At 72.8% G+C, this 18065-nt stretch carries 21 protein-coding genes; 13 read left to right on the plus strand and 8 right to left on the minus strand.

Annotated features, from left to right (window positions below):
• Window positions 1–3: 3 nt before the first annotated feature.
• The 3 genes from V6R91_RS09600 to V6R91_RS09610 form a co-directional block, all read right to left on the minus strand.
• Entirely contained in the window at window positions 4–921 is a 918-nt protein-coding gene (locus tag V6R91_RS09600; RefSeq protein WP_231819540.1) for a DUF808 family protein, read from the minus strand.
• An 80-nt stretch (window positions 922–1001) separates the two neighbouring features.
• Window positions 1002–1796 (minus strand): alpha/beta fold hydrolase, encoded by a 795-nt coding sequence (locus tag V6R91_RS09605; RefSeq protein WP_219086967.1) that lies wholly within the window; start codon window positions 1794–1796, stop codon window positions 1002–1004.
• Window positions 1797–1846: 50 nt separating this feature from the next.
• The gene (locus V6R91_RS09610) at window positions 1847–2524 is read right to left on the minus strand and encodes a hypothetical protein (RefSeq protein WP_336395281.1); all 678 of its coding nucleotides are present in this window, start codon (window positions 2522–2524) and stop codon (window positions 1847–1849) included.
• 169 nt (window positions 2525–2693) lie between these two features.
• Here V6R91_RS09610 and V6R91_RS09615 point away from each other — a divergent pair, with 169 nt between their 5' ends.
• The 4 genes from V6R91_RS09615 to V6R91_RS09630 all read left to right on the plus strand — a co-directional run bounded on the left by V6R91_RS09615 (window position 2694) and on the right by V6R91_RS09630 (window position 5171).
• Window positions 2694–3281 (plus strand): DUF1349 domain-containing protein, encoded by a 588-nt coding sequence (locus V6R91_RS09615; protein WP_336395282.1) that lies wholly within the window; start codon window positions 2694–2696, stop codon window positions 3279–3281.
• A gap of 77 nt (window positions 3282–3358) precedes the next feature.
• Window positions 3359–3811: a VOC family protein gene (locus V6R91_RS09620; RefSeq protein ID WP_336395283.1), complete on the plus strand. Its 453-nt coding sequence runs from the start codon at window positions 3359–3361 to the stop codon at window positions 3809–3811.
• A 48-nt stretch (window positions 3812–3859) separates the two neighbouring features.
• A complete protein-coding gene (locus V6R91_RS09625) occupies window positions 3860–4483 on the plus strand; it encodes a hypothetical protein (protein ID WP_336395284.1) in 624 nt (207 codons plus the stop codon).
• Window positions 4484–4562: 79 nt separating this feature from the next.
• Window positions 4563–5171, plus strand: a complete 609-nt coding sequence (locus V6R91_RS09630; RefSeq protein ID WP_336395285.1) for a flavodoxin family protein — start codon at window positions 4563–4565, stop codon at window positions 5169–5171.
• 20 nt (window positions 5172–5191) lie between these two features.
• Here V6R91_RS09630 and V6R91_RS09635 read toward each other — a convergent pair whose 3' ends face one another.
• Complete coding sequence (locus tag V6R91_RS09635; RefSeq protein ID WP_336395286.1) at window positions 5192–6292, minus strand: baeRF2 domain-containing protein; 1101 nt, start codon at window positions 6290–6292, stop codon at window positions 5192–5194.
• Window positions 6289–6558: a hypothetical protein gene (locus V6R91_RS09640; protein WP_067249642.1), complete on the minus strand. Its 270-nt coding sequence runs from the start codon at window positions 6556–6558 to the stop codon at window positions 6289–6291. Before V6R91_RS09640 ends, V6R91_RS09635 begins: the two co-directional genes overlap by 4 nt.
• A 202-nt stretch (window positions 6559–6760) precedes the next feature.
• Between V6R91_RS09640 and V6R91_RS09645 the strand changes: the two genes are divergently transcribed.
• Complete coding sequence (locus V6R91_RS09645) at window positions 6761–6979, plus strand: hypothetical protein (protein ID WP_231819546.1); 219 nt, start codon at window positions 6761–6763, stop codon at window positions 6977–6979.
• Window positions 6980–6982: 3 nt separating this feature from the next.
• Window positions 6983–7435 (plus strand): DUF6098 family protein, encoded by a 453-nt coding sequence (locus tag V6R91_RS09650; protein ID WP_067249637.1) that lies wholly within the window; start codon window positions 6983–6985, stop codon window positions 7433–7435.
• Between the two features lie 10 nt (window positions 7436–7445).
• Here the strand turns inward: V6R91_RS09650 and V6R91_RS09655 are convergent, their stop codons facing one another.
• Entirely contained in the window at window positions 7446–8129 is a 684-nt protein-coding gene (locus tag V6R91_RS09655) for a phosphoribosyltransferase (RefSeq protein WP_231819547.1), read from the minus strand.
• Between the two features lie 135 nt (window positions 8130–8264).
• On the opposite strand from V6R91_RS09655, the gene V6R91_RS09660 reads away from it, so the two are divergent.
• From V6R91_RS09660 to V6R91_RS09680, 5 genes are all read left to right on the plus strand, one after another.
• The gene (locus V6R91_RS09660; protein ID WP_067249631.1) at window positions 8265–8474 is read left to right on the plus strand and encodes a heavy-metal-associated domain-containing protein; all 210 of its coding nucleotides are present in this window, start codon (window positions 8265–8267) and stop codon (window positions 8472–8474) included.
• A gap of 37 nt (window positions 8475–8511) precedes the next feature.
• Window positions 8512–9327, plus strand: coding sequence for a hypothetical protein (locus V6R91_RS09665; RefSeq protein WP_336395287.1), 816 nt, complete (start codon window positions 8512–8514; stop codon window positions 9325–9327).
• A 156-nt stretch (window positions 9328–9483) separates the two neighbouring features.
• Window positions 9484–10956 (plus strand): MATE family efflux transporter, encoded by a 1473-nt coding sequence (locus V6R91_RS09670; protein WP_067249628.1) that lies wholly within the window; start codon window positions 9484–9486, stop codon window positions 10954–10956.
• A gap of 137 nt (window positions 10957–11093) precedes the next feature.
• On the plus strand, window positions 11094–11411 hold the full coding sequence (locus V6R91_RS09675; protein WP_219086959.1) for a hypothetical protein: 318 nt from the start codon (window positions 11094–11096) through the stop codon (window positions 11409–11411).
• A gap of 125 nt (window positions 11412–11536) precedes the next feature.
• Window positions 11537–12445, plus strand: coding sequence for a VOC family protein (locus tag V6R91_RS09680; protein ID WP_336395288.1), 909 nt, complete (start codon window positions 11537–11539; stop codon window positions 12443–12445).
• A 44-nt stretch (window positions 12446–12489) separates the two neighbouring features.
• Here the strand turns inward: V6R91_RS09680 and V6R91_RS09685 are convergent, their stop codons facing one another.
• Both V6R91_RS09685 and V6R91_RS09690 read right to left on the minus strand, forming a co-directional pair.
• Window positions 12490–14211 (minus strand): AMP-binding protein, encoded by a 1722-nt coding sequence (locus V6R91_RS09685; protein WP_336395289.1) that lies wholly within the window; start codon window positions 14209–14211, stop codon window positions 12490–12492.
• Between the two features lie 135 nt (window positions 14212–14346).
• The gene (locus V6R91_RS09690) at window positions 14347–15318 is read right to left on the minus strand and encodes an acetylxylan esterase (protein WP_336395290.1); all 972 of its coding nucleotides are present in this window, start codon (window positions 15316–15318) and stop codon (window positions 14347–14349) included.
• Window positions 15319–15494: 176 nt separating this feature from the next.
• Between V6R91_RS09690 and V6R91_RS09695 the strand changes: the two genes are divergently transcribed.
• On the plus strand, window positions 15495–17045 hold the full coding sequence (locus V6R91_RS09695) for a hypothetical protein (protein WP_336395291.1): 1551 nt from the start codon (window positions 15495–15497) through the stop codon (window positions 17043–17045).
• A 147-nt stretch (window positions 17046–17192) separates the two neighbouring features.
• Window positions 17193–18038 (plus strand): phospholipase, encoded by an 846-nt coding sequence (locus V6R91_RS09700; RefSeq protein WP_336395292.1) that lies wholly within the window; start codon window positions 17193–17195, stop codon window positions 18036–18038.
• Window positions 18039–18065: the final 27 nt, after the last annotated feature.

Genomic DNA, 18065 nt, shown 5'->3' on the forward strand with positions numbered 1-18065 from the left:
GCCTCAGTGCCGTGCGGCGGTCGGCGACTCGCCGCCCTCGCTGAACGTCGGCGTCCTGCCGCGCAGGCGTCCGATGAGCAGCACGACACCCACGATGACGAGGCCGACGATGATGCCGCCGATCGCGGAGACGACGGTGTCGCCGAGCCAGACGACGAAACCGCCGAGGGGCTCCAGGGCGTGCTCCACCCCGTGCAGCAGGTCGGCGGTGAACGCGACCCCGACCTCGCCGAGGTTCGCGAGGACGAGGTGCCCGCCGACCCACAGCATCGCGACGGTGCCGACGACGCTGATGACGCGGAAGACCGCGGGCATCGAACGGACGATCCGGGTGCCGGTGTGCCGCACGCGGCGGTCCGGGTTCTTCGCCATCTTCAGCCCGACGTCGTCGATCTTGACGAGCAGCGCGACCGCTCCGTAGACGACGCCGGTCATCACGACGGCGATCACCGCGAGCACCGCGAGGGTCATCCAGATCCCCATGTCGGGGTCGAGGCCGGCGAGGGAGATGAGCATGATCTCGGTCGAGAGGATGAGATCGGTCCGCACGGCGCCGAGCACGAGCCGCTTCTCGTCCCGCGCCCCCTCCTCACCGTGGCCGTGCGTGACGCCGAACCACTCGAGGACCTTCTCGGCGCCCTCGAAGCAGAGATAGGTGCCGCCGAGGATCAGCAGATACGGCAGCACCCACGGGGCGAAGGCGGTCAGCAGCAGCGCCAGGGGGATGATGATGAGGAACTTGTTCGCCAGCGATCCCAGCGCGATCTTCGCGACGACCGGCAGCTCGCGGGCCGGAGTGATCCCCTGCACGTACTGGGGTGTCACGGCGGCGTCGTCGATCACGACGCCCGCGGCCTTCGCGGAGGCCTTCATCGCGGCGCTCAGGATGTCGTCGACGACGGCGAGCAGTCCAACCGACATGTGTGTCGTCCCCCCGATGTAGGTGCGTGTCGGAGAGCAACTTTATCCGCCGCGGCGCGGATCCGCGGCGACGGGGGCGGTCACGGGCCCGCGAGGAACTCCAGGGCGGACCGGCGGAAGTCCCGGGATCCGGGGGCGTTGAAGTGGTTGCGGCCGGGGATCTCCACGAACCGGCCCTGCGGCGCGGCCGCGGCGAGGCTGCGGGACCCCTCGATGATGGCGTCCTGGGAGCCGGTGGCGAACAGGATCGGGTTCGCCGGGGCGTCGGCGGGATCCGGATCGATCGTGCCGGACCGGCGCATGCCCTCGGCGAGGGCGAGGAGCGCCCGCAGGTCGTTGCCCTTCACCCGTTCCGCGAGCGTCACGTAGTTCTGCGTCGTGCGGTCCTGGACGGGGGTGCCGTGCTCCGCGTAGTCCTGGATCTGGCCGAGGTCGAGGCGCGCGAGGGGGATCCCGTCCGGCACACCGCCGAGCACCGCCCGCCCGATCCGCTGCGGAAGGTCGCGGACGACCTCCCACCCCACGCGCGCGCCGAGCGAGTAGCCCACGTAGAAGGCGTCGTCCACGAGGTAGGTGTCCATCACGGCCTCGACGTCCTGCGCCAGCGCTCGGACCGCATACCCCGCCGGATCATGCGGCTTCTCGCTGCGTCCGTGCCCGCGCTGGTCCAGGGCGAGGACGCGGTAGCCGGCGTGGGTCAGATCGCGGACCCACCCCGTCAGCACCCAGTTGTCCCGGGCGTGCGAGGCGAAGCCGTGCACGAGGACCACGACCGGCGCATCCGGCTCGCCCCACGTGTAGGTCGCCAGCCGCACGCCGTCCGGCGCGTACACCTGCTGCGGCTCGGGCATCTGCGTGAGCTCGGAGAGGGCCATGGCACGACGCTACCGCCCCGTCGTCGCCCCGGGGCCGCGGTGACGACGGCTCAGAGGCAGCCGACGATCCGGGTGGCCACGGGATCGTCCAGGAGGTCGTCCTCGGACGCGGGGAACGTCGAGAGGGAGCGGGCGAGCTCGTCGACGGAGTAGACGTCCGCGGTGAAGGGGGTGCGGCGCGGATCGTCGTCGGTGTAGAGAATGACCATGCTCGCGTCGTCGAGGCGAACGGCGAGGTAGTACCCGAGGCCGTCATCGGAGGCCATGCCGGCGACGTCATCGATCGGCACGGTGAAGCCGTCGTCGAGGAGGTCCTCCAGCTCGTCCGGCAGTGCCAGGCAGCCGGGAGCCAGCGCGTCACCCCTGTCGTCGTCCTTCAGATCGGGGTCGTCGTCCTTCAGATCGGGATCGTCGTCCTTGAAGTCGTCGTCGGCCTTGAAGTCCGGATCGTCGTCGTCCTTGAGGTCGTCATCGTCATCGAAGTCGTCATCGCCATCGTCATCGAGGTCATCATCGTCATCGACGTCGTCGTCGAAGTCGTCGTCGACGTCGTCTGCCGCGCTCGTGGCGGACGGCTTCGCGGAAGAGCTCGCGTGCGGGGTGGAGGACGCAGCGTGGGGGCTGGGGTGGGCTGCCGCGCCGCCACCGCAGCCGGCGAGGAGGAGAGCGGTCGCCGCCAGTGCGGGCAGCGCCCAGCGGGCGGAGGGACGGCGTTTCCGGATGCTCATCGACGGCTCCTTCGAGATGTGCGGCGCGGCGGCGAGTGCCGCGGCCGGCCTCGGGCACCGTCACGGTACCGACGGGCGAAGGAACAGGGGGCATCCGGTCAGGGATATCCCGTAGAGCCCGCCGCCTTCGCCCTCGCCGCTCGCCGAAGGGGCGCGATAGCGTCGTCGCATGAGCGACGTCGTCTGGTCCGAGGGCCGCTGGACCCATCCGCCCGTTCACGTTCGCGCCGGCTCCGACGGGGCCGGGATCGAGGTCACGGCGGCGGAGGGCAGCGACGCCTGGCGGCTGACCTCGTACGGCTTCGTGCACGATTCCGAGCACGCCCTCGTCGCGCCGTTCGCGGACCGCTCGGCCATGGAGGTCGAGTTCACGGCGGCGTTCTCCGCGCAGTTCGACCAGGCCGGGATCTTCCTGCGGGTCTCGGCGGAGCGCTGGATCAAGGCGGGCGTGGAGTTCGCCGACGGCGCGGCCCAGCTCGGCGCCGTCGTCACGGACGGCCGATCGGACTGGTCGCTGGCGCCCGTGCCGGAGTGGACGGGGCGGCGCGTGCTCGTCCGAGTGAGCCGGGACGGCGACGCCATCACGGTGCGCGCGGGCGTCGTCGGCGAGCCCACCCGGCTCGTGCGGGTCGTGCCCTTCGCCGCGGGCCTCGTGGCCGAGGCCGGCCCCTTCGTGTGCGCGCCCACTCGGTCCGGGCTCGTCGTGCCGCTCCACGCCTGGCGCCGCACGCCGCCCGACGCCGCCCTGCACCCGTAGCCCGCGGCCGAGCGTCGGAGTCGACGTGGCCAGGACGCCGTATCGGACGGATCCGAGCGGGAGTAGCATTCCGTCGCATGCCGATCATCTTCGAGAACGTCGGCATCGCGGTGCGCGATGTGGACGAGGCCGTCTCCTTCTTCACCGATCTGGGGCTCACCGTTCTGGACCGCAGCGAGGTGAGCGGCGAATGGGCGTCCACGGCCGTCGGGCTCGATGGCAACCACGCCAAGGTCGTCATGCTGCAGACGCCCGACGGGAACGGTCGGCTCGAGCTTTTCGAGTACCTCCATCCGGAGGCGATCGAGACCGAGCCCACCCTGCCGAACGAGATCGGGATGCATCGGGTGGCGTTCCGCGTCGACGACCTCGATGCCTCCCTGGCGATCGCCGCGCGCCACGGGTGTCATCCACTGCGCGGCGTCGCGAACTACCAGGACGTGTATCTCCTCACGTATCTGCGAGGCCCGAGCGGCATCCTCGTCATGCTCGCTCAGTATCTCACCAAGAGCCGCGGGTCGTCCCTCTAGGCGTCGAGGTCTCTCGGCGGGGCGCGGCTTCTCGAATATCGTTGTCGGATGCGCGCGATCGCCGTCGACGAGCGGGACTCATCATGGGAGTCGGATGAGCCGCGCTATCGGATCTACGTCTTCGGCGGACCTCAGTCGTCGGTGGCCACTGTCGATGTGGTCGACGCGTCGTTCCAGGAGGCCGAGCAGTCTGCGATGACCCTCGCCGGTGACGACGCACTGTGGTCGATCGCCCTGGTGGTCGATGACTCCGCCCGCGGTCGCGGCTTGATCTGGTTGGTGGGCGGCGACTATTACTCGCGACCCGCGTCGCCCCGCGAGTGGCGGATGCGGGCGGAGATGCAGGACCGGCTGCTCTCGCACCGGAAACGCAGAGATCTTCCGCTGACCCTTCCGGACGGACGGCGGGTGATCCGTCTGTTCCCGGACTGGGGCCGAGAGTGGCCGCTCTGGGAGTCGTTCAGCGAGCAGTACGCGCTCGACGCCGAAGACCTGCCGCTGAGCAGCGAGCTCGCCACCGCGCTGAAGGAGTGGAACGCCGCCTGGCAAGCCCGAGATGAGACCGCGCCTGTGCCGGACGGCTGGATCGAGCACGGGCGACACCTGCACGCACGACTTCAGAAGGAACTCGGAACGGTCGCCGAGGTGCGTCCCGACTTCGACCTGTCGTGACGGGACGACGCCTAGCGCGTGGGCGGGCCGTGCGGAACCCCCTTCCCTGTACGGCGGCGCCGCGGCCTACCCTGCCCGCATGTCCGCTCTCACCGCACTGATGCTGAACTGCACGCTCAAGCCCTCGCCGGAGCCCTCCAGCACGGAGGTGCTCGGGCAGCAGGTGATGGAGGCGCTCGCCGAGCAGGGGGTGAGCGGGGACGCCCTGCGCGTCGTCGACCACCGCGTGCTCCCGGGGGTCCTCACCGACATGGGCGACGACGACGAATGGCCGACGATCCGCGCCGCGGTCCTGGCGGCCGACATCCTGGTGCTCGCCACGCCCACCTGGCTCGGCCAGCACTCGTCGGTCGCGCAGCGGGTCCTGGAACGCCTGGACGCCGAGCTGAGCGAGACCGACGACGCGGGCCGCCCGACGCTCTTCGGGACCGTGGCGATCCCCGTGGTCGTCGGCAACGAGGACGGCGCCCACCACATCTCCGCGATCCTGGGCCAGGCCCTTGGCGACGTCGGCTGCACCCTCGCCGCGCAGCCCGCGGTGTACTGGAACGGCGAGGCGATGAGCGGCGTCGACTACAAGGATCTGACCGAGGTGCCGGAGGCCGTGGCGGCGGCGACCCGGACCGCCGCGGCCAACGCGGTGCACCTGGCGGGTCTGCTGGCGGCGTCGCCGTACCCCTCGCCCTGATCTGCGGCGCCCGCCGGCGATCAGCGGAGCGCCGCGACCGGCTCGCGCACCGCCCGGTCGCGGCGCGCCTCGTCCTCCGCGGGCTCGTCCCGGTCGTCGAGCAGGACCTCGGCACCGCTCAGCACGGCGGCGCGGGCGAGCGCTTCGCCGGCCGGCACGTCGTCGAGCACGGGCACGTCGTACGCGTCCTGCTCGGTGCGCGCGACCCACGGCTCGTCGCGCAGGGCCCGCAGGCGCGCGTCGAGGTCCCCGATCCGGACGTCGAGGACGAGCGTTCCCGCGCGGGCCCGCTGCAGCGCCTCGACGACGGGACCCATGCCCTCGGCGCCGTTCTGCGCGGCGGCACCCGTCGCGTCGTCGAGCCGGGCGCGCCGGCGCGCGTCGAGGGCGGCGGCGATCGACGCGTCCAGTGCGGTGTCGTCCGCGCCGTCCGCACGGGTGTCCGCGTCCACGACTACCACGCGGGCCGCGGCCGCCCCGCCGAGCTTGTCGAGCAGGAGCCCTCGGGCGCGGACGTCGCCGGTGACGAAGACGTGCACGGGATCGAACGTGCGGACGAGGTCGTCGACGACGCCCGCCACCTCCGCCTGGTTGTGCTTCCACACCTCCTCCGCGTGCCGGTGCAGACGCGGTTGCGACAGGCGTCCCGCGCCGACCTTGGTCATGCCCTCGGTCTCTCCCTCGACCTCCCGCACATCGCCGACGCCGCGGCCGACGTGCTCCTGACGGATCCTCGCTCCGGAGCGCTCGGTCTCCACCACGAGGATGCGAGCGTCGTCCTGGTGGTGCCGCAGCAGCGGCAGGAGCTGCGGCACCGCGCCGTGCGCGATCACCTCGGGACCCTTCCGGGGGCCATGGAACGCCTCGTCCGCGACGAGGGAACCGCCCCGGACCAGGATCCAGCGCGACGACGGTGCGGGCGGCCCCGATCCCGGCGCGAGGGCACGGTCGATCGCCTCGGCGTCCTGGTCCGGAGCCCCGGCGGCGCGGAGCCGCTCCCTCAACGAGCGCGACCGGCTCTCGGCCGCCCCCTCCGGCTCACCGCTCGGGCCGTCGACGTACGCCGTGGTCCACGGCCCCTCCTGGCGCAGCGCCTCGCGCACCGCATCCGATACCGTCATCGTCCCTCCCCGTCGTCGGTGTCGTCGGCGTCCGTGTCCTCCGTCGCCGGGTCCGCGGAGGCCGGGGCGTCCCCGGCCCGGGCGCCGTCTCCGCGGAAGGCCTCCCGGGTCTCCTCCGCGTCGGTGTCATCGGGCAGCGGCTCGCTCTCCCGGAACGGCTCGGCGTGCGCGGCGCCGTGCCCCTGCACCATCCCGCGCGTCTCCTGCTTCATCTGGTCGTCGAGCTGCGGACCGTGGGTGGTGTTCCCTCGCTGCGATTCGTCCATGGCGTCCTCCTCGCGCGCCCGTCCGGGCGTCTCATCGTGTGTCGTGTCGACAAGGGCCAGCCACGCTAGGCGCTCGTCGTCCGCGGGTCGACCGGGTTGACGCCGTGGATCCGTGTGGTTACCTTCGTGCCCATCACCGCCCGGGCCGTTCGGCCCGGATCCGACGGGCGGCGCGGCCGACGCCGCGCGAGAAGGGAGCGACATGTCCCCCCGCACACCCCAGGACGACGATCAGGACCTCCGGGCGACGGAGGCGGATCGGCTGGAGCAGGAGCGCCCCTCGACCGAGGACGCCGGCGATCCCGAGGCCCCCGCCCACGAGGAGGAGCCGCCCAGGACCCGGCCGGACGCGAGCGAGGCGGACCTCCTCGAGCAGCGGACGGCCGTCCCGGAGGACGACGAGGACGAGGACCGGGGCTGACCCGTGTCCGAGGAGGAGCCGACGCAGGAGGACGAGGACGACCTGCCGCGCTGCGGCAGCCTCGACGAACTGGCGCGCCTGGTCTCCGAGCACGGCGCCCTGCACGTCCGCTACAGCGAGGGCCCGGCGCACGATCGGCGCGAGCGCAGCGTCGACACGGAGAGCGGGCTCGAGCTCCCCGGGCTCTCCGTCAATCCGCTCAGTCCCGAGGCGTGGTGGACGCGGCCTCTCACGCACTGGTTGTCGCGTCAGCTCTGCCAGTACCGCCACCTGCAGGAGAGGATGCCGGAGCGCTACGCCTGGGTGCTGACCGGCGAGGAGGTCGGGCGCGGGCCGGACTGTGAGCCGCTGCTGTCCGAGGTGGTGCCCGTGGCGGTGATCGCCGAGAGCGCCCTGGACGAGGCCGAGCGGCTGTACGCGCGGGTGTTCGACCGCGGGCGCGGCCCGGGCGAGTGACGGGGAGCGCTCACGCGCGGGGAGCGACGGCGCCCAGCAGCGCGCGCACCTGCTCGTCCGGCGTCTGGTCGAAGAGCTCGTACGCCTGGCCCACCGACATCAGCTCATCCGAGGTCCAGGGCAGGACGAGGTCGTCGGCCGCGTCGTGCAGGAGCCGGGGCGTGTCTCCGAGCGCGATCGGGGCGGCGATGAGCGTCCGCACCGCCCCGCGGTCCCGGACCACGGCGGCGGCCGCGCGCATGGTCGCTCCCGTGGCGATCCCGTCGTCGGCGAGGACGAGCGTGCGACCGCGCACGTCCAGCGGGGCGCGGTCGCCCCGGTAGGCGCGTTCCCGACGACGCAGCTCGGGCTCCTCGAGGGCGACGGCGCGCTCGAAGGCCTCGTCCGCCCCCGCGCCCAGGTGCGCGAGGACCTCCGGGTTGCGGACGGACACGAGCCGCCCGGCGAGGGACGCGATCGCCCCCATCGCGACCTCGGGGTTTCCGGGGAACCCCAGCTTCCGCACGACGACGACGTCCAGATCGCCCCCGGTGGCCTGCGCGATCTCCGCCGCGACGGGGACGCCGCCGCGCGGCAGCCCGAGCACGAGCGGTGCGTCGTGGCCGAGCCGGCGGACCGCGGCGGCGAGCACGCGCCCCGCCTCGGCGCGGTCGCGGTATCGACGGGAGCCGGTCATGCCGCCGACCTTAGGCATCTCCGCATCTTCACCGGAGGGGGTTGACGCGGAGCGGCACAGGGGCGGACGCACATCGGGGAATACCCCCTCGGGGTACTATGTTGTCCTGAGCGCCGGGCCTGTCACGGCCCCGAATCCACGGAGGAGAGAGACATGATCACGACCGAGTACCGGGTCACCGGCATGACCTGCGGGCACTGCGAGCTGTCGGTGCGCGAAGAGGTCGAGCAGATCGACGGTGTGGAGGAGATCGCGGTCAGCGCGGCCGACGGCTCGCTGCGCGTCACCTCCGCCGGCGCCCTCGATGACGCGGCCGTCCTCGAGGCGGTCAGCGAGGCCGGATACGCCGCGGTGCGCGTCTGAGCCGCGACGGAACACGAGAGAACAGGATCGGGAGACGATGAACGGGCAGGCGATGGCGCACGGCGCGCACGGGGGAAGCGGGACGATGACGACGGGTGCGCATGCGGAAGGGCACGGCGGTTCGGCGCCCGAGGGGCTCTCCCTCTCGGCGCAGGGGCTCGTGCTCGGGCCGGTGGGGGCGCCGGCCGCTGTGGGGCAGCCGGGGGAGCTCGTCTTCCGGATCCTCGGGGAGGACGGCGAGGCGCTGACGGCGTTCGAGCGGTCCCACGAGAAGGAGCTGCACCTGATCGTGGTGCGCACCGATGGCACGGGGTTCCGTCACGTGCACCCGACGCTCGACGCCGGCACCGGCACCTGGACCGCCCCGTGGGTCTGGGACGCGGCGGGCACGTACCGCGTGTACGCAGACTTCGCCCCCGCGGGCGCGGACAAGGTCACACTGTCGCGCACGGTGGACGTCGCGGGGGAGTTCACCCCTCGGGCGGCCGTGCCCGCCGCCGCCTCGGACGTGGCCGCGTTCCAGGCGACCGTCGAGGGCGCGCTCGTCGCGGGTCAGGCCTCGGCGCTGACGGTGCGGATCCACCGTGACGGGCAGCCGGTGACGACGCTGGAGCCCTACCTCGGGGCCTTCGGCCACCTCGTCGCCCTCCGGGAGGGGGACCTCGCGTACCTCCACGTGCACGCCGAGGGCCAGGCCCCGTCGGACGGGGCCCTCTCCGGCCCGGAGATCGCCTTCATGGCCCAGGCGCCCACGGCGGGCCGCTACCTGCTGTACCTGGACTTCCAGGTCGCGGGCGTCGTGCACACCGCATCCTTCGTGCTCGACGCGCACCCGGCGGCGCACGCCGGCTGAGCACCGCACCGTCGCTCGGCGGCCCCGTGTCCGCGGACGCGGGGCCGCCGGCGTTCCCGGGTGGACGTAGCGCGCTCTCGAATCGATTCGATACACTGATCGGATCGCTTCTCGCGAGCCTTCCCCCGATCCGTCTCCTTCCGCCCTGGGACCGCTATGTCCACCACCCTCATCACGGGCCGCCCGTGGCGCGTCATCCTCGCGTTCTCCATCCCGCTGCTCATCGGCAACGTGGTGCAGCAGCTGTACCAGTTCGTCGACGCCATCGTCGTCGGCCGCCACCTCGGCGTGAACTCACTGGCGGCCGTGGGCGCGACGGGAAGCCTGATCTTCCTGCTGATCGGGTTCGCCTGGGGCATGTCGAGCGGGTTCGCGATCCCCACGGCGCAGGCGTTCGGAGCGTCGGACAACGCCGCGGTGCGGCGTTCGGTCGCCACGGGCACGATCCTCACCGGGGCGACGAGCCTGTTGCTCACGGTGGCGGCGCCGCTCATCTCCGGCCCGGCGCTCGCCCTCCTGCAGACCCCGCCGGAGCTCATGGCCGAGGCGACGGTGTTCACCCAGGTGACCTTCCTCGGCGGCAGCACCATCATGTTCTTCAACTACCTGTCCGCGATCATCCGCGCGATCGGCGACTCCCGGACGCCGCTGGTGTTCCTCACCGTCTCGTGCGCGCTGAACGTCGTGCTCGTGATCCTCATGGTCGGGACGCTCGAATGGGGCGTCGCGGGGGCGGCCCTGGCGACGGTCGTCGCCCAGGCGGTCTCGGTGATCCTCTGCCTCGTCTACGTCTGGCGTCGGCTCCCGGTCCTGCACGTGCGCCGCGCCGACTGGCGGGTGAGCCGCGCCGACCTCGCCGAGCACCTGCGTCTGGGCCTTCCGATGGGCTTCCAGGCCTCGATCATCGCCATCGGCACGCTCACCGTGCAGGTCGCCCTGAACACTCTCGGCTCCGAGGCGGTCGCCGCCTACACGACCGCCAGCCGCGTGGACAGCCTCGCCGTCGCGTTCCTGTCCTCGCTGGGGCTCGCCGCCTCCATGTACACGGCTCAGAACCTCGGTGCGCGCCGCCCGGACCGGATCCGCAAGGGCGTCGTCCAGGCGACGTGGATGGCGATCATCACGGCCGTCGTGCTCGGCGCGCTGCTGGTCGCGTTCGGCACGGCGATGGTGCGCGTGTTCATCGGCGAGGGCTCGGACGAGGTCGTGCACGACGCGAACCTCATGCTCATCATCAACGGCCTGAGCTACTCGTTCCTCGGCGTCCTGTTCGTGCTCCGAGGAGCGCTGCAGGGCCTCGGTCATACCCTCATCCCGACGGTCACCGGCGTCATCGAGCTCGTGATGCGCGTCGCGGCGGCCGTCGTGCTCGGCGCGCTTATCGGCTTCGTCGGCGTCGCGCTGAGCAACCCGCTGGCATGGATCGGGGCGGCCGCCCTGCTCATCCCGGCCTACGTGAAGGCGAACCGCGAGCTGGCGAAGCTCCCGGTCGACCCCGTGGAGGTGACCCCCACGACGGCGATCCCCGTGGTCGGGCCCACCGACGGGTCCATGGTCGTCGACGCGGTCATCACCGCGCCGGTGCCGATCGTCTCGGCGCGTCGGCGGCTCTTCCGCGCGCGCCGCTGACCGCTCGACCGAGCGAGGCCGCGCGGATCATCCTTCCGGCGGATGCCGGATGGCACCTGCGGCGGATGCCCGGGCGCGGGCCGCTTCGTAGCGTGGAACCACGGCGCCATTTCGGGAAGAGCGCCGAAGGAGGATCCATGACCTCGCTGGCGGTGGCGGGCGCGTTGTCCACGATCTTCGTCCCGATCGGTTTCGCCGGGGCGACGTGGGCGGTGATCTGCGCGCTGGTGGCCGGCTTCGCCCTGGCCCGCGGATCGGCGGGCCTCTGCGGCGGGGCCGCGGGTCTGTGGATCGTCGGGGCGCTGTTGAGCGTGGCGTCGGCGTTCACGAGTGATTGGTCCCCCCTGCTCGTGTCGCTGGCCGCGCTCGCCGCAGCCCTGACCGTAGGCGGCCTCGTCCGCGCCGGCATCGCCGCGCGCCGGGCCGCCTCGGGTGAGGAGCGCGCCTTCGGGTAGGCGCCCTCCTCACCCGTCCTCCCCGCGCGGGCCTTCCTCCCCGCGCGCCGTCCTTCCCGCGCGGCCTTGTGCGGGGCGCTCCGGCGGGATCACCATGGACCCGGGGGAGTGATCGAGGAGGCGGCATGGCCGGTCAGCGCATCATTCCGAACATCTGGTGCCACCGCGTGGCGGAGCAGGCGGGCGCGTTCTACGCCTCCGCGCTGCCCGGGACGACCGCGGAGGTCACGGCTCGGTACCCGGACGAGGGGCTGCGCGAGCCGCAGCGGGGCTTCGCCGGTCTGCCGGTCACGGTCGACGTCCGGATCGGCGAGTACCGGATCACGCTCATCAACGCGGGCGACCAGTTCCGACCGCAGCCGTCGATCTCCTTCCTGCTCGCCTTCGACCCGCGCGACGACGACGGGGACACGTCGGCGACGAGGCGGCGGGTCACCGCGGTGTGGGACGCGCTGAGCGAGGGCGGCACCGAGCTGATCGCGCTCGGCGCGCATCCGTTCAGCCCCTGGTACGGCTGGATCGAGGACCGGTACGGGGTGAGCTGGCAGCCGATGATCGTCCCGCCGGAGGGCGAGCGGCGCCCGTTCGTCACACCGCAGCTGACGTTCGGCGGCGCCGTGCAGAACCGCGCCCGCGAGGCGATGGACTTCTACACCGGCCTGCTCCCGGACTCCGGGATCCTCTCCGTCCTCCCCCACACCGAGCCGCGGGGCCCGGCCCGACCCGGCGACGTCCTCTTCGCACGGTTCCGGCTGGCGGGGCAGGAGTTCGCGGCGATGGACTCCGGCACCTCGCGGACCGTGCCGTTCGACGGCGGCGTCTCCCTGGAGGTCCGCTGCGACGGGCAGGCGGAGATCGACCGGCTGTGGCGTGCGCTGTCGGCCGTGCCCGAGGCCGAGGCGTGCGGCTGGTGCGCGGACCGGTTCGGGGTGAGCTGGCAGGTGGTCCCGTCCGACATCGGGGAGCTCCTGCAGCGCCCGGACGCGTTCGCGCACCTCATGTCGATGAAGAGGATCGTCATCGACGAGCTCTGACGTCGCGGCGCCGGCTCCGTTCCCCTCCCTGAGCCGACCGGTCGTCAGCGATGGTCGCGGTCGTGGTGCTGACCGGAATCTTCGCCCGACGCGACCCGCTCGGCCTCCCGCGCTCGCAGCTCCACCCGGCGGATCTTGCCGGAGATCGTCTTGGGCAGCTCCGGCACGAACTCGATGATCCGCACCCACAGATGCGGGGAGAGGTGTGCGCGGGCGTGCGCGAAGATCGATCCCGCCGTGCGCACCGGATCCTCCGCGCCCGCCGAGGTCAGGCACACGTAGGCCTTCGGCACGGCCAGCCGGGTGGGATCGGGGCTCGGCACGACGGCCGCCTCCACGACGTCGTCGTGCTCGAGGAGCACGGACTCCAGCTCGAACGGCGACACCTTGTAGTCGGATGCCTTGAACACGTCGTCCGCCCGCCCGACGTAGGTGAGGTACCCCTCCTCGTCCCGGGTCGCGATGTCGCCGGTGTGGTGGAAGCCGCCCGCGCGGGACGCGGCGGTGGCGTCGGGATCCGCGTAGTACCCGGCCATGAGCCCCAGGGGCGCCGCGGACAGGTCGAGGGCGATCTCCCCCTCCCGCTCGGTGGGCTCGCCGGTGGCGGGATCCAGCAGCACCACGGGGTACCCCGGCAGCGGGCGCCCCATCGATCCGTCCTTCACCGGCTGGCCGGGGGAGTTCCCGACGCAGCAGGTCATCTCGGTCTGGCCGAAGCCGTCGCGGATCGTGCCGCCCCAGGCGGTGCGCACGCGGGTGATGACCTCCGGGTTCAGGGGCTCTCCCGCTCCGACGAGCTCGCGCGGCGGGCGGGTGAGCCGTGTGAGGTCGGCCTGGATGAGCATGCGCCACACCGTCGGCGGCGCGCAGAACGTGCTCACGTGGTGGGTGTCCATCACCCGCATGAGCGTGTCGGCGTCGAAGCGGTCGTAGTCGTAGACGAAGACGGTCGCCTCGGCGAGGAACGGGGAGTAGAAGCTCGACCAGGCGTGCTTGGCCCATCCGGGCGAGGAGATGTTCAGGTGCACGTCGTCCGGTCGCAGGCCCAGCCACCACATGGTCGACAGGTGACCGACGGGGTACGACACGTGCGTGTGCTGGACGAGCTTGGGCCGGTTGGTCGTGCCGGACGTGAAGTACAGCAGCGCCGTGTCGCCGGCCGGCGTCGGCGCGTCGGGCACGAACTCCGCCGCCGCGGCGTCGGCGGCCTCCGCGAACGCGAGCCAGCCGTCGGGGACGACCTCGCCCACGGCGATGCGGAGGACGTCCGGCCCGATCCCCGCCAGACGGTCGGCCAGCCCGCCGCGGGTGACGATCGCGCGAGCCCGTCCGTGCTCGGCGCGGTACGCGAGGTCCGCCGCGGACAGGAGCGTCGACGTCGGGACGGCCACGGCGCCGATCTTGGTGAGGCCGAGCATGGTCTCCCACAGCTCGATGGTGTTCCCCAGCATCACGATCACGTGATCGCCGCGTCCGATGCCGGCCGTACGCAGCCCGTTCGCGACCTGATCCGAGCGTGCGGACAGTTCGCCGTAGGTCCATGTGCGGGCGCGGAGATCGGCGGAGACGATCTGCACCGCGGGTCGGTCGGGCTTCTCGCCGGCGATGACGTCGAACCATTCGAGCGCGAAGTTGAACTCCGTGAGCTCGGGCCAGCGGAAGGCGGCGCGGGCTCCCTCGTGGTCGGTGGCGTGCGCGAACAGCAGATCGCGCGCCGCGCGGATCGCGGCGGTGGCGGCGGTGGCGGCGGTGGCGGACCGGGTCATCTCAGCTCCTTCGGGGACGGCCCTTCCATCCTGGCCCTCGCTCCCGGGGCGGACGAGGTTTTGGGGCGCGTCGCGAGTGTTCGGGGTCCGTCCTCCGGCCCCGAACCACCGGATCACGCCCCGAAACGGCGGGGCTCAGCGCGCGAGCTGATCGGCGAGGAAGGCCGTCTGGCGCTGCCACTGCACGCCCAGCCCGCCCTCGTGCTCGTTGAACGGGTACTCGACGATCTCGGAATGACCGCCCCAGTGGTTGTGCGCCGCGTAGACCGTGGACGGCGGGCACACCGGATCCATCAGCGCCGCGGAGAACAGGGAGGGCGCGGTGGCGCGGCGCGCGAAGTTCACGGCGTCGAAGTAGGACAACGTCTCGAACACCGTCGAGACGGCGCCGCGGTGGACGGACAGATACCGCACGATCTCGTCGTAGGGATCCCGATCGGTCAGCCCCACGGCGCGCTCGAAGTGCGAGAGGAACGGGACGTCCGGCATGGCGGCGACGAGCCCGGTGCACAGGCCGGCGGCGGCGATGGCGATGCCGCCGCCCTGGCTGATGCCGGTGACGGCGACACGGGCGGGATCCACGCGATCCAGTGTGCGGATGGCGTCCACGGCGAGTACCGCGTCGGTGAACACCCGCCGGTAGTAGTAGTCGCGCGGATCCTCGATGCCCCGGGTCACGAAGCCCGGGACGGACGGCCCGGTGCCGTGCGGATCCGGGGTGCTGCCGCCGGTGCCCGAGCGGCTGCCCTGGCCGCGGGTGTCCATGATGAGGTGCGCGTAGCCGGAGGCGGACCATCCCAGGCGCTCGTGGGGGAGGCCCCGACCGCCGTTGTACCCGATGAACTCGACGACCGCGGGCAGCGGCTCGACCGCGTCGGCGGGCAGGAGCAGCCAGGCGCACACCGGATCCCCCTCGAAGCCGGAGAAGGTCACATCCCATGCCTCGACGACCTGCAGCGGCGAGTCAACCCGGCGAAGGTGCGGCGCGGACGCCTGTGCCCGGGCCTCGGTCAGGGTCTGGTCCCAGAAGTCGTCGAAGTCCGCGGGCTCGGCGACGTCGGGGCGATAGGCGCGCAGCTGCTCGGGCGGCAGGTCGAAACGGGGCATGTCGGATCCTTCGCGTGGGTGTGAGCGGCAGACTACCGGGCGGCGCGCCCGGGGTCCGGGTGCATCGCGGCCCGATGGGCGAGGCGCCGGAGCGGGCGGGGGCGTCCGCGGGTCGTGGCGGGCATCGCGGTCTAGGATTCCCCTGACCGGCGAGGACGCCGGACCGGGGGTGGAACATGCGTGGGATCCGTGCGCTGGCGGTGCTCGCCGCCGTCGCCGTGCTGAGCGGCTGCGGGGTGCTGCCGACCCTGACCGGCCCGGAGCCGACGCCGACGCCGCTCACGATCGAGCCGGTGCTCAACGACGACCGCGACGCCGATGCCGTCGCGCAGGCGATGGCGTCTCTGGATCCGTGCGCGCTCCTGGATCCGGCGCTCGTCGCCGGGCGGGAGCGGGAGCCGGAACTGCACCACTGCCGGATCCCGGGGGTGCTGAAGGTCGACACGTGGGCGTCCGCGCCGGCGTCGCAGCGGTTCTGGGAGGAGCGCGCGGACCTGGCCGGGGCCGCCGCCTACCGGAACACGGCGCTGTGGGACTGGTGCGAGATCCGGCTCCCCGTCGACTTCGCGCACGCGATCGTGTTCGCCCAGGACCCGTCGCAGGGCGCCTACGACTGCGCCGAGCCGATCGCGTTCGCCGAGGCGGCGGTGAAGGCGCTGGCGGCGGATCCGGCCTCGCTGCGTCACGCGGATCCCCGCGACGGCCTCGTCGCCTGCGACGTCTTCGAGCAGGTCGTCGGGCCCGCTGCGGACGGCGACGTCCTCGCCCCGCACAGCGGCCTGGACGAGGGCCTCGGCGACTGCGGGATCTGGAAGGACTCCGGTGGGGTCGGCTTCACGAGGGTGACGCCCGAGTTCGGACTCAACCTCCGTCGGAGCCCGGCGCTCGCGGATCTGCGCGCGAACTACGGGTGGGCGGAGTATCCGACCGAGACGCTCGCAGGCCGGGAGGTCCTGATCTGGTTCGCCGAGGGCGACGAGGACTGCCGGATCATGTGGGATGCGTGGGCATCGCCGGCGGCGGCGGGCACCCGTCAGCCGGTCGTCGGCGCGACCGCGTCCGCGCGCACGTGCGACGAGGCCAGGGAGCTCGTCGCGGAGCTCGCCCCGGCTCTCGACCGCGCGAAGCCGGCCGATGCCGACCTCGACGGCCTGCTGTACGCGGCGGACGAGCCGGACACCGCGGCGACCGGCGTGTGCGTCGACGTCGAGCCCGGCTCGCCGTGCGCGGAGGCGGTCGAGGCCACGGTGCCCGACTCCGCCGCGGAGGTCGTCGCCTGGGGGGAGAGGGATCCGAACGTCCTCTGCACGGCGGCGTGGGACGCGGTGCGGGAGGCGCTGGGCGAGGAGCTGAGACCGGCCGTGGTCGCCGAGCGCGACGGAACGGACGACCCGGCGCCGATCTGCATGTTCGTGCGTCCTCGACATGACCTCGTCGTGCGGATCCAGGCGACCGACGAGGAGCTCACGTACGTGTTCGGGGACGGCGACGAGACCACGATCGCGGGCCGTGCGGCGACCGTCAAGAGCGAGGCGGAGTTCTCCCGGGCCGTGATCGCGGTGGGGGAGGCGGAAGAGCCCGGCGTCCTGCGCATCACGGTCACTGCGCTGCCGGACCGCGCCGACGGCCGCTGGGACACGGCGCCGGTCGACACGGCGCCGCTAGACGACTTCGAGGACGACGCCGCGGTGATCGCGGAGGCGGTGCTCGGCCCGGCGGGACGCTGAGTCGCGGAGCGCTCCCACCGCCCGTCCAGCGCACACGGAGGCGGCATTCAGGAACACTGATGCAGAATCGTTACCTTGTGCGCCCGGCCCGAGGGCGCCGACCGCTTACGAGCGGCGAGGAACACCCGAAGGATCGTCACCCCTCCCATGCCCGAGACCCTGTCGCCCACCCCTGCCCTCCGCCGGACCGAGACCGCGCGCCGCCGCGCGCACAGCCGCGCCCACCGCACCACGGCCGCACTGACCGTCGCGTTCGGCGTCGCCCTCGGCACGGCCGCCTCCCTCGGCCTGTCCGCCGTCGCACCGGCGGCCGCCGCCGACCCCCTGCCCCGCGCCGCGGCGGCGTCGCCGTCGTTCGACACGGCACGTCAGGATCTGCACGCAGCCCTCGCAGAGTCCGATGCCGTCCTCACGGACGCGACCACCGTCGTGATCGAGGTCCAGAACTCCGGACTCGACCTCGCCGCCCAGAGTGCCGCGGTCGACATCGATGGGCTCAAGTCCGTCCGCTCCGCGGCCGAGGAGGCCGACGCCTCGTCCACGCGCGGCGGCACCGTCGCCGCCTCCCTCCGCGACCGGGCGCAGGCCGTGGCCGCGCAGGCCGCGACGCTGCGGACCCAGCTCGCCACCGCCGTCTCCGAGAAGCAGGCCGCGGAGGCCGCGGCCGCCGCGCTCGCCGAGGCGAACACCCCCAACGGCGCCCGCGCCGCCGCGCAGCAGATCGCGGCGGACGAGTACGGCTGGGGCGGCGACCAGTTCCAGTGCCTGAGCTCCCTCTGGCAGAAGGAGTCGGGCTGGGACTACCAGGCCTACAACCCGTCGGGCGCGACCGGCATCCCCCAGTCGCTGCCGGGGGACAAGATGGCCAGCGCCGGTGACGACTGGGAGACCAACGCCGTCACCCAGATCCGCTGGGGCCTCGGCTACATCCAGAGCGTGTACGGCACCCCGTGCGCCGCGTGGGGCCACTCCCAGGCCACGAACTGGTACTGATGGAACCGGCCCGCGTCCCGGGGCCGC

Source organism: Microbacterium sp. CCNWLW41 (assembly GCF_037083505.1).

Excerpts from the sequence above, each read along its gene's own strand:
- V6R91_RS09600 (WP_231819540.1), bottom strand. The coding sequence starts at position 921 with ATGTCGGTTGGACTGCTCGCCGTCGTCGACGACATCCTGAGCGCCGCG.
- V6R91_RS09605 (WP_219086967.1), bottom strand. The coding sequence starts at position 1,796 with ATGGCCCTCTCCGAGCTCACGCAGATGCCCGAGCCGCAGCAGGTGTAC.
- V6R91_RS09610 (WP_336395281.1), bottom strand. The coding sequence starts at position 2,524 with ATGAGCATCCGGAAACGCCGTCCCTCCGCCCGCTGGGCGCTGCCCGCA.
- V6R91_RS09615 (WP_336395282.1), top strand. The coding sequence starts at position 2,694 with ATGAGCGACGTCGTCTGGTCCGAGGGCCGCTGGACCCATCCGCCCGTT.
- V6R91_RS09620 (WP_336395283.1), top strand. The coding sequence starts at position 3,359 with ATGCCGATCATCTTCGAGAACGTCGGCATCGCGGTGCGCGATGTGGAC.
- V6R91_RS09625 (WP_336395284.1), top strand. The coding sequence starts at position 3,860 with ATGCGCGCGATCGCCGTCGACGAGCGGGACTCATCATGGGAGTCGGAT.
- V6R91_RS09630 (WP_336395285.1), top strand. The coding sequence starts at position 4,563 with ATGTCCGCTCTCACCGCACTGATGCTGAACTGCACGCTCAAGCCCTCG.
- V6R91_RS09635 (WP_336395286.1), bottom strand. The coding sequence starts at position 6,292 with ATGACGGTATCGGATGCGGTGCGCGAGGCGCTGCGCCAGGAGGGGCCG.
- V6R91_RS09640 (WP_067249642.1), bottom strand. The coding sequence starts at position 6,558 with ATGGACGAATCGCAGCGAGGGAACACCACCCACGGTCCGCAGCTCGAC.
- V6R91_RS09645 (WP_231819546.1), top strand. The coding sequence starts at position 6,761 with ATGTCCCCCCGCACACCCCAGGACGACGATCAGGACCTCCGGGCGACG.
- V6R91_RS09655 (WP_231819547.1), bottom strand. The coding sequence starts at position 8,129 with ATGCCTAAGGTCGGCGGCATGACCGGCTCCCGTCGATACCGCGACCGC.
- V6R91_RS09660 (WP_067249631.1), top strand. The coding sequence starts at position 8,265 with ATGATCACGACCGAGTACCGGGTCACCGGCATGACCTGCGGGCACTGC.
- V6R91_RS09665 (WP_336395287.1), top strand. The coding sequence starts at position 8,512 with ATGAACGGGCAGGCGATGGCGCACGGCGCGCACGGGGGAAGCGGGACG.
- V6R91_RS09670 (WP_067249628.1), top strand. The coding sequence starts at position 9,484 with ATGTCCACCACCCTCATCACGGGCCGCCCGTGGCGCGTCATCCTCGCG.
- V6R91_RS09675 (WP_219086959.1), top strand. The coding sequence starts at position 11,094 with ATGACCTCGCTGGCGGTGGCGGGCGCGTTGTCCACGATCTTCGTCCCG.
- V6R91_RS09680 (WP_336395288.1), top strand. The coding sequence starts at position 11,537 with ATGGCCGGTCAGCGCATCATTCCGAACATCTGGTGCCACCGCGTGGCG.
- V6R91_RS09685 (WP_336395289.1), bottom strand. The coding sequence starts at position 14,211 with ATGACCCGGTCCGCCACCGCCGCCACCGCCGCCACCGCCGCGATCCGC.
- V6R91_RS09690 (WP_336395290.1), bottom strand. The coding sequence starts at position 15,318 with ATGCCCCGTTTCGACCTGCCGCCCGAGCAGCTGCGCGCCTATCGCCCC.
- V6R91_RS09695 (WP_336395291.1), top strand. The coding sequence starts at position 15,495 with ATGCGTGGGATCCGTGCGCTGGCGGTGCTCGCCGCCGTCGCCGTGCTG.
- V6R91_RS09700 (WP_336395292.1), top strand. The coding sequence starts at position 17,193 with ATGCCCGAGACCCTGTCGCCCACCCCTGCCCTCCGCCGGACCGAGACC.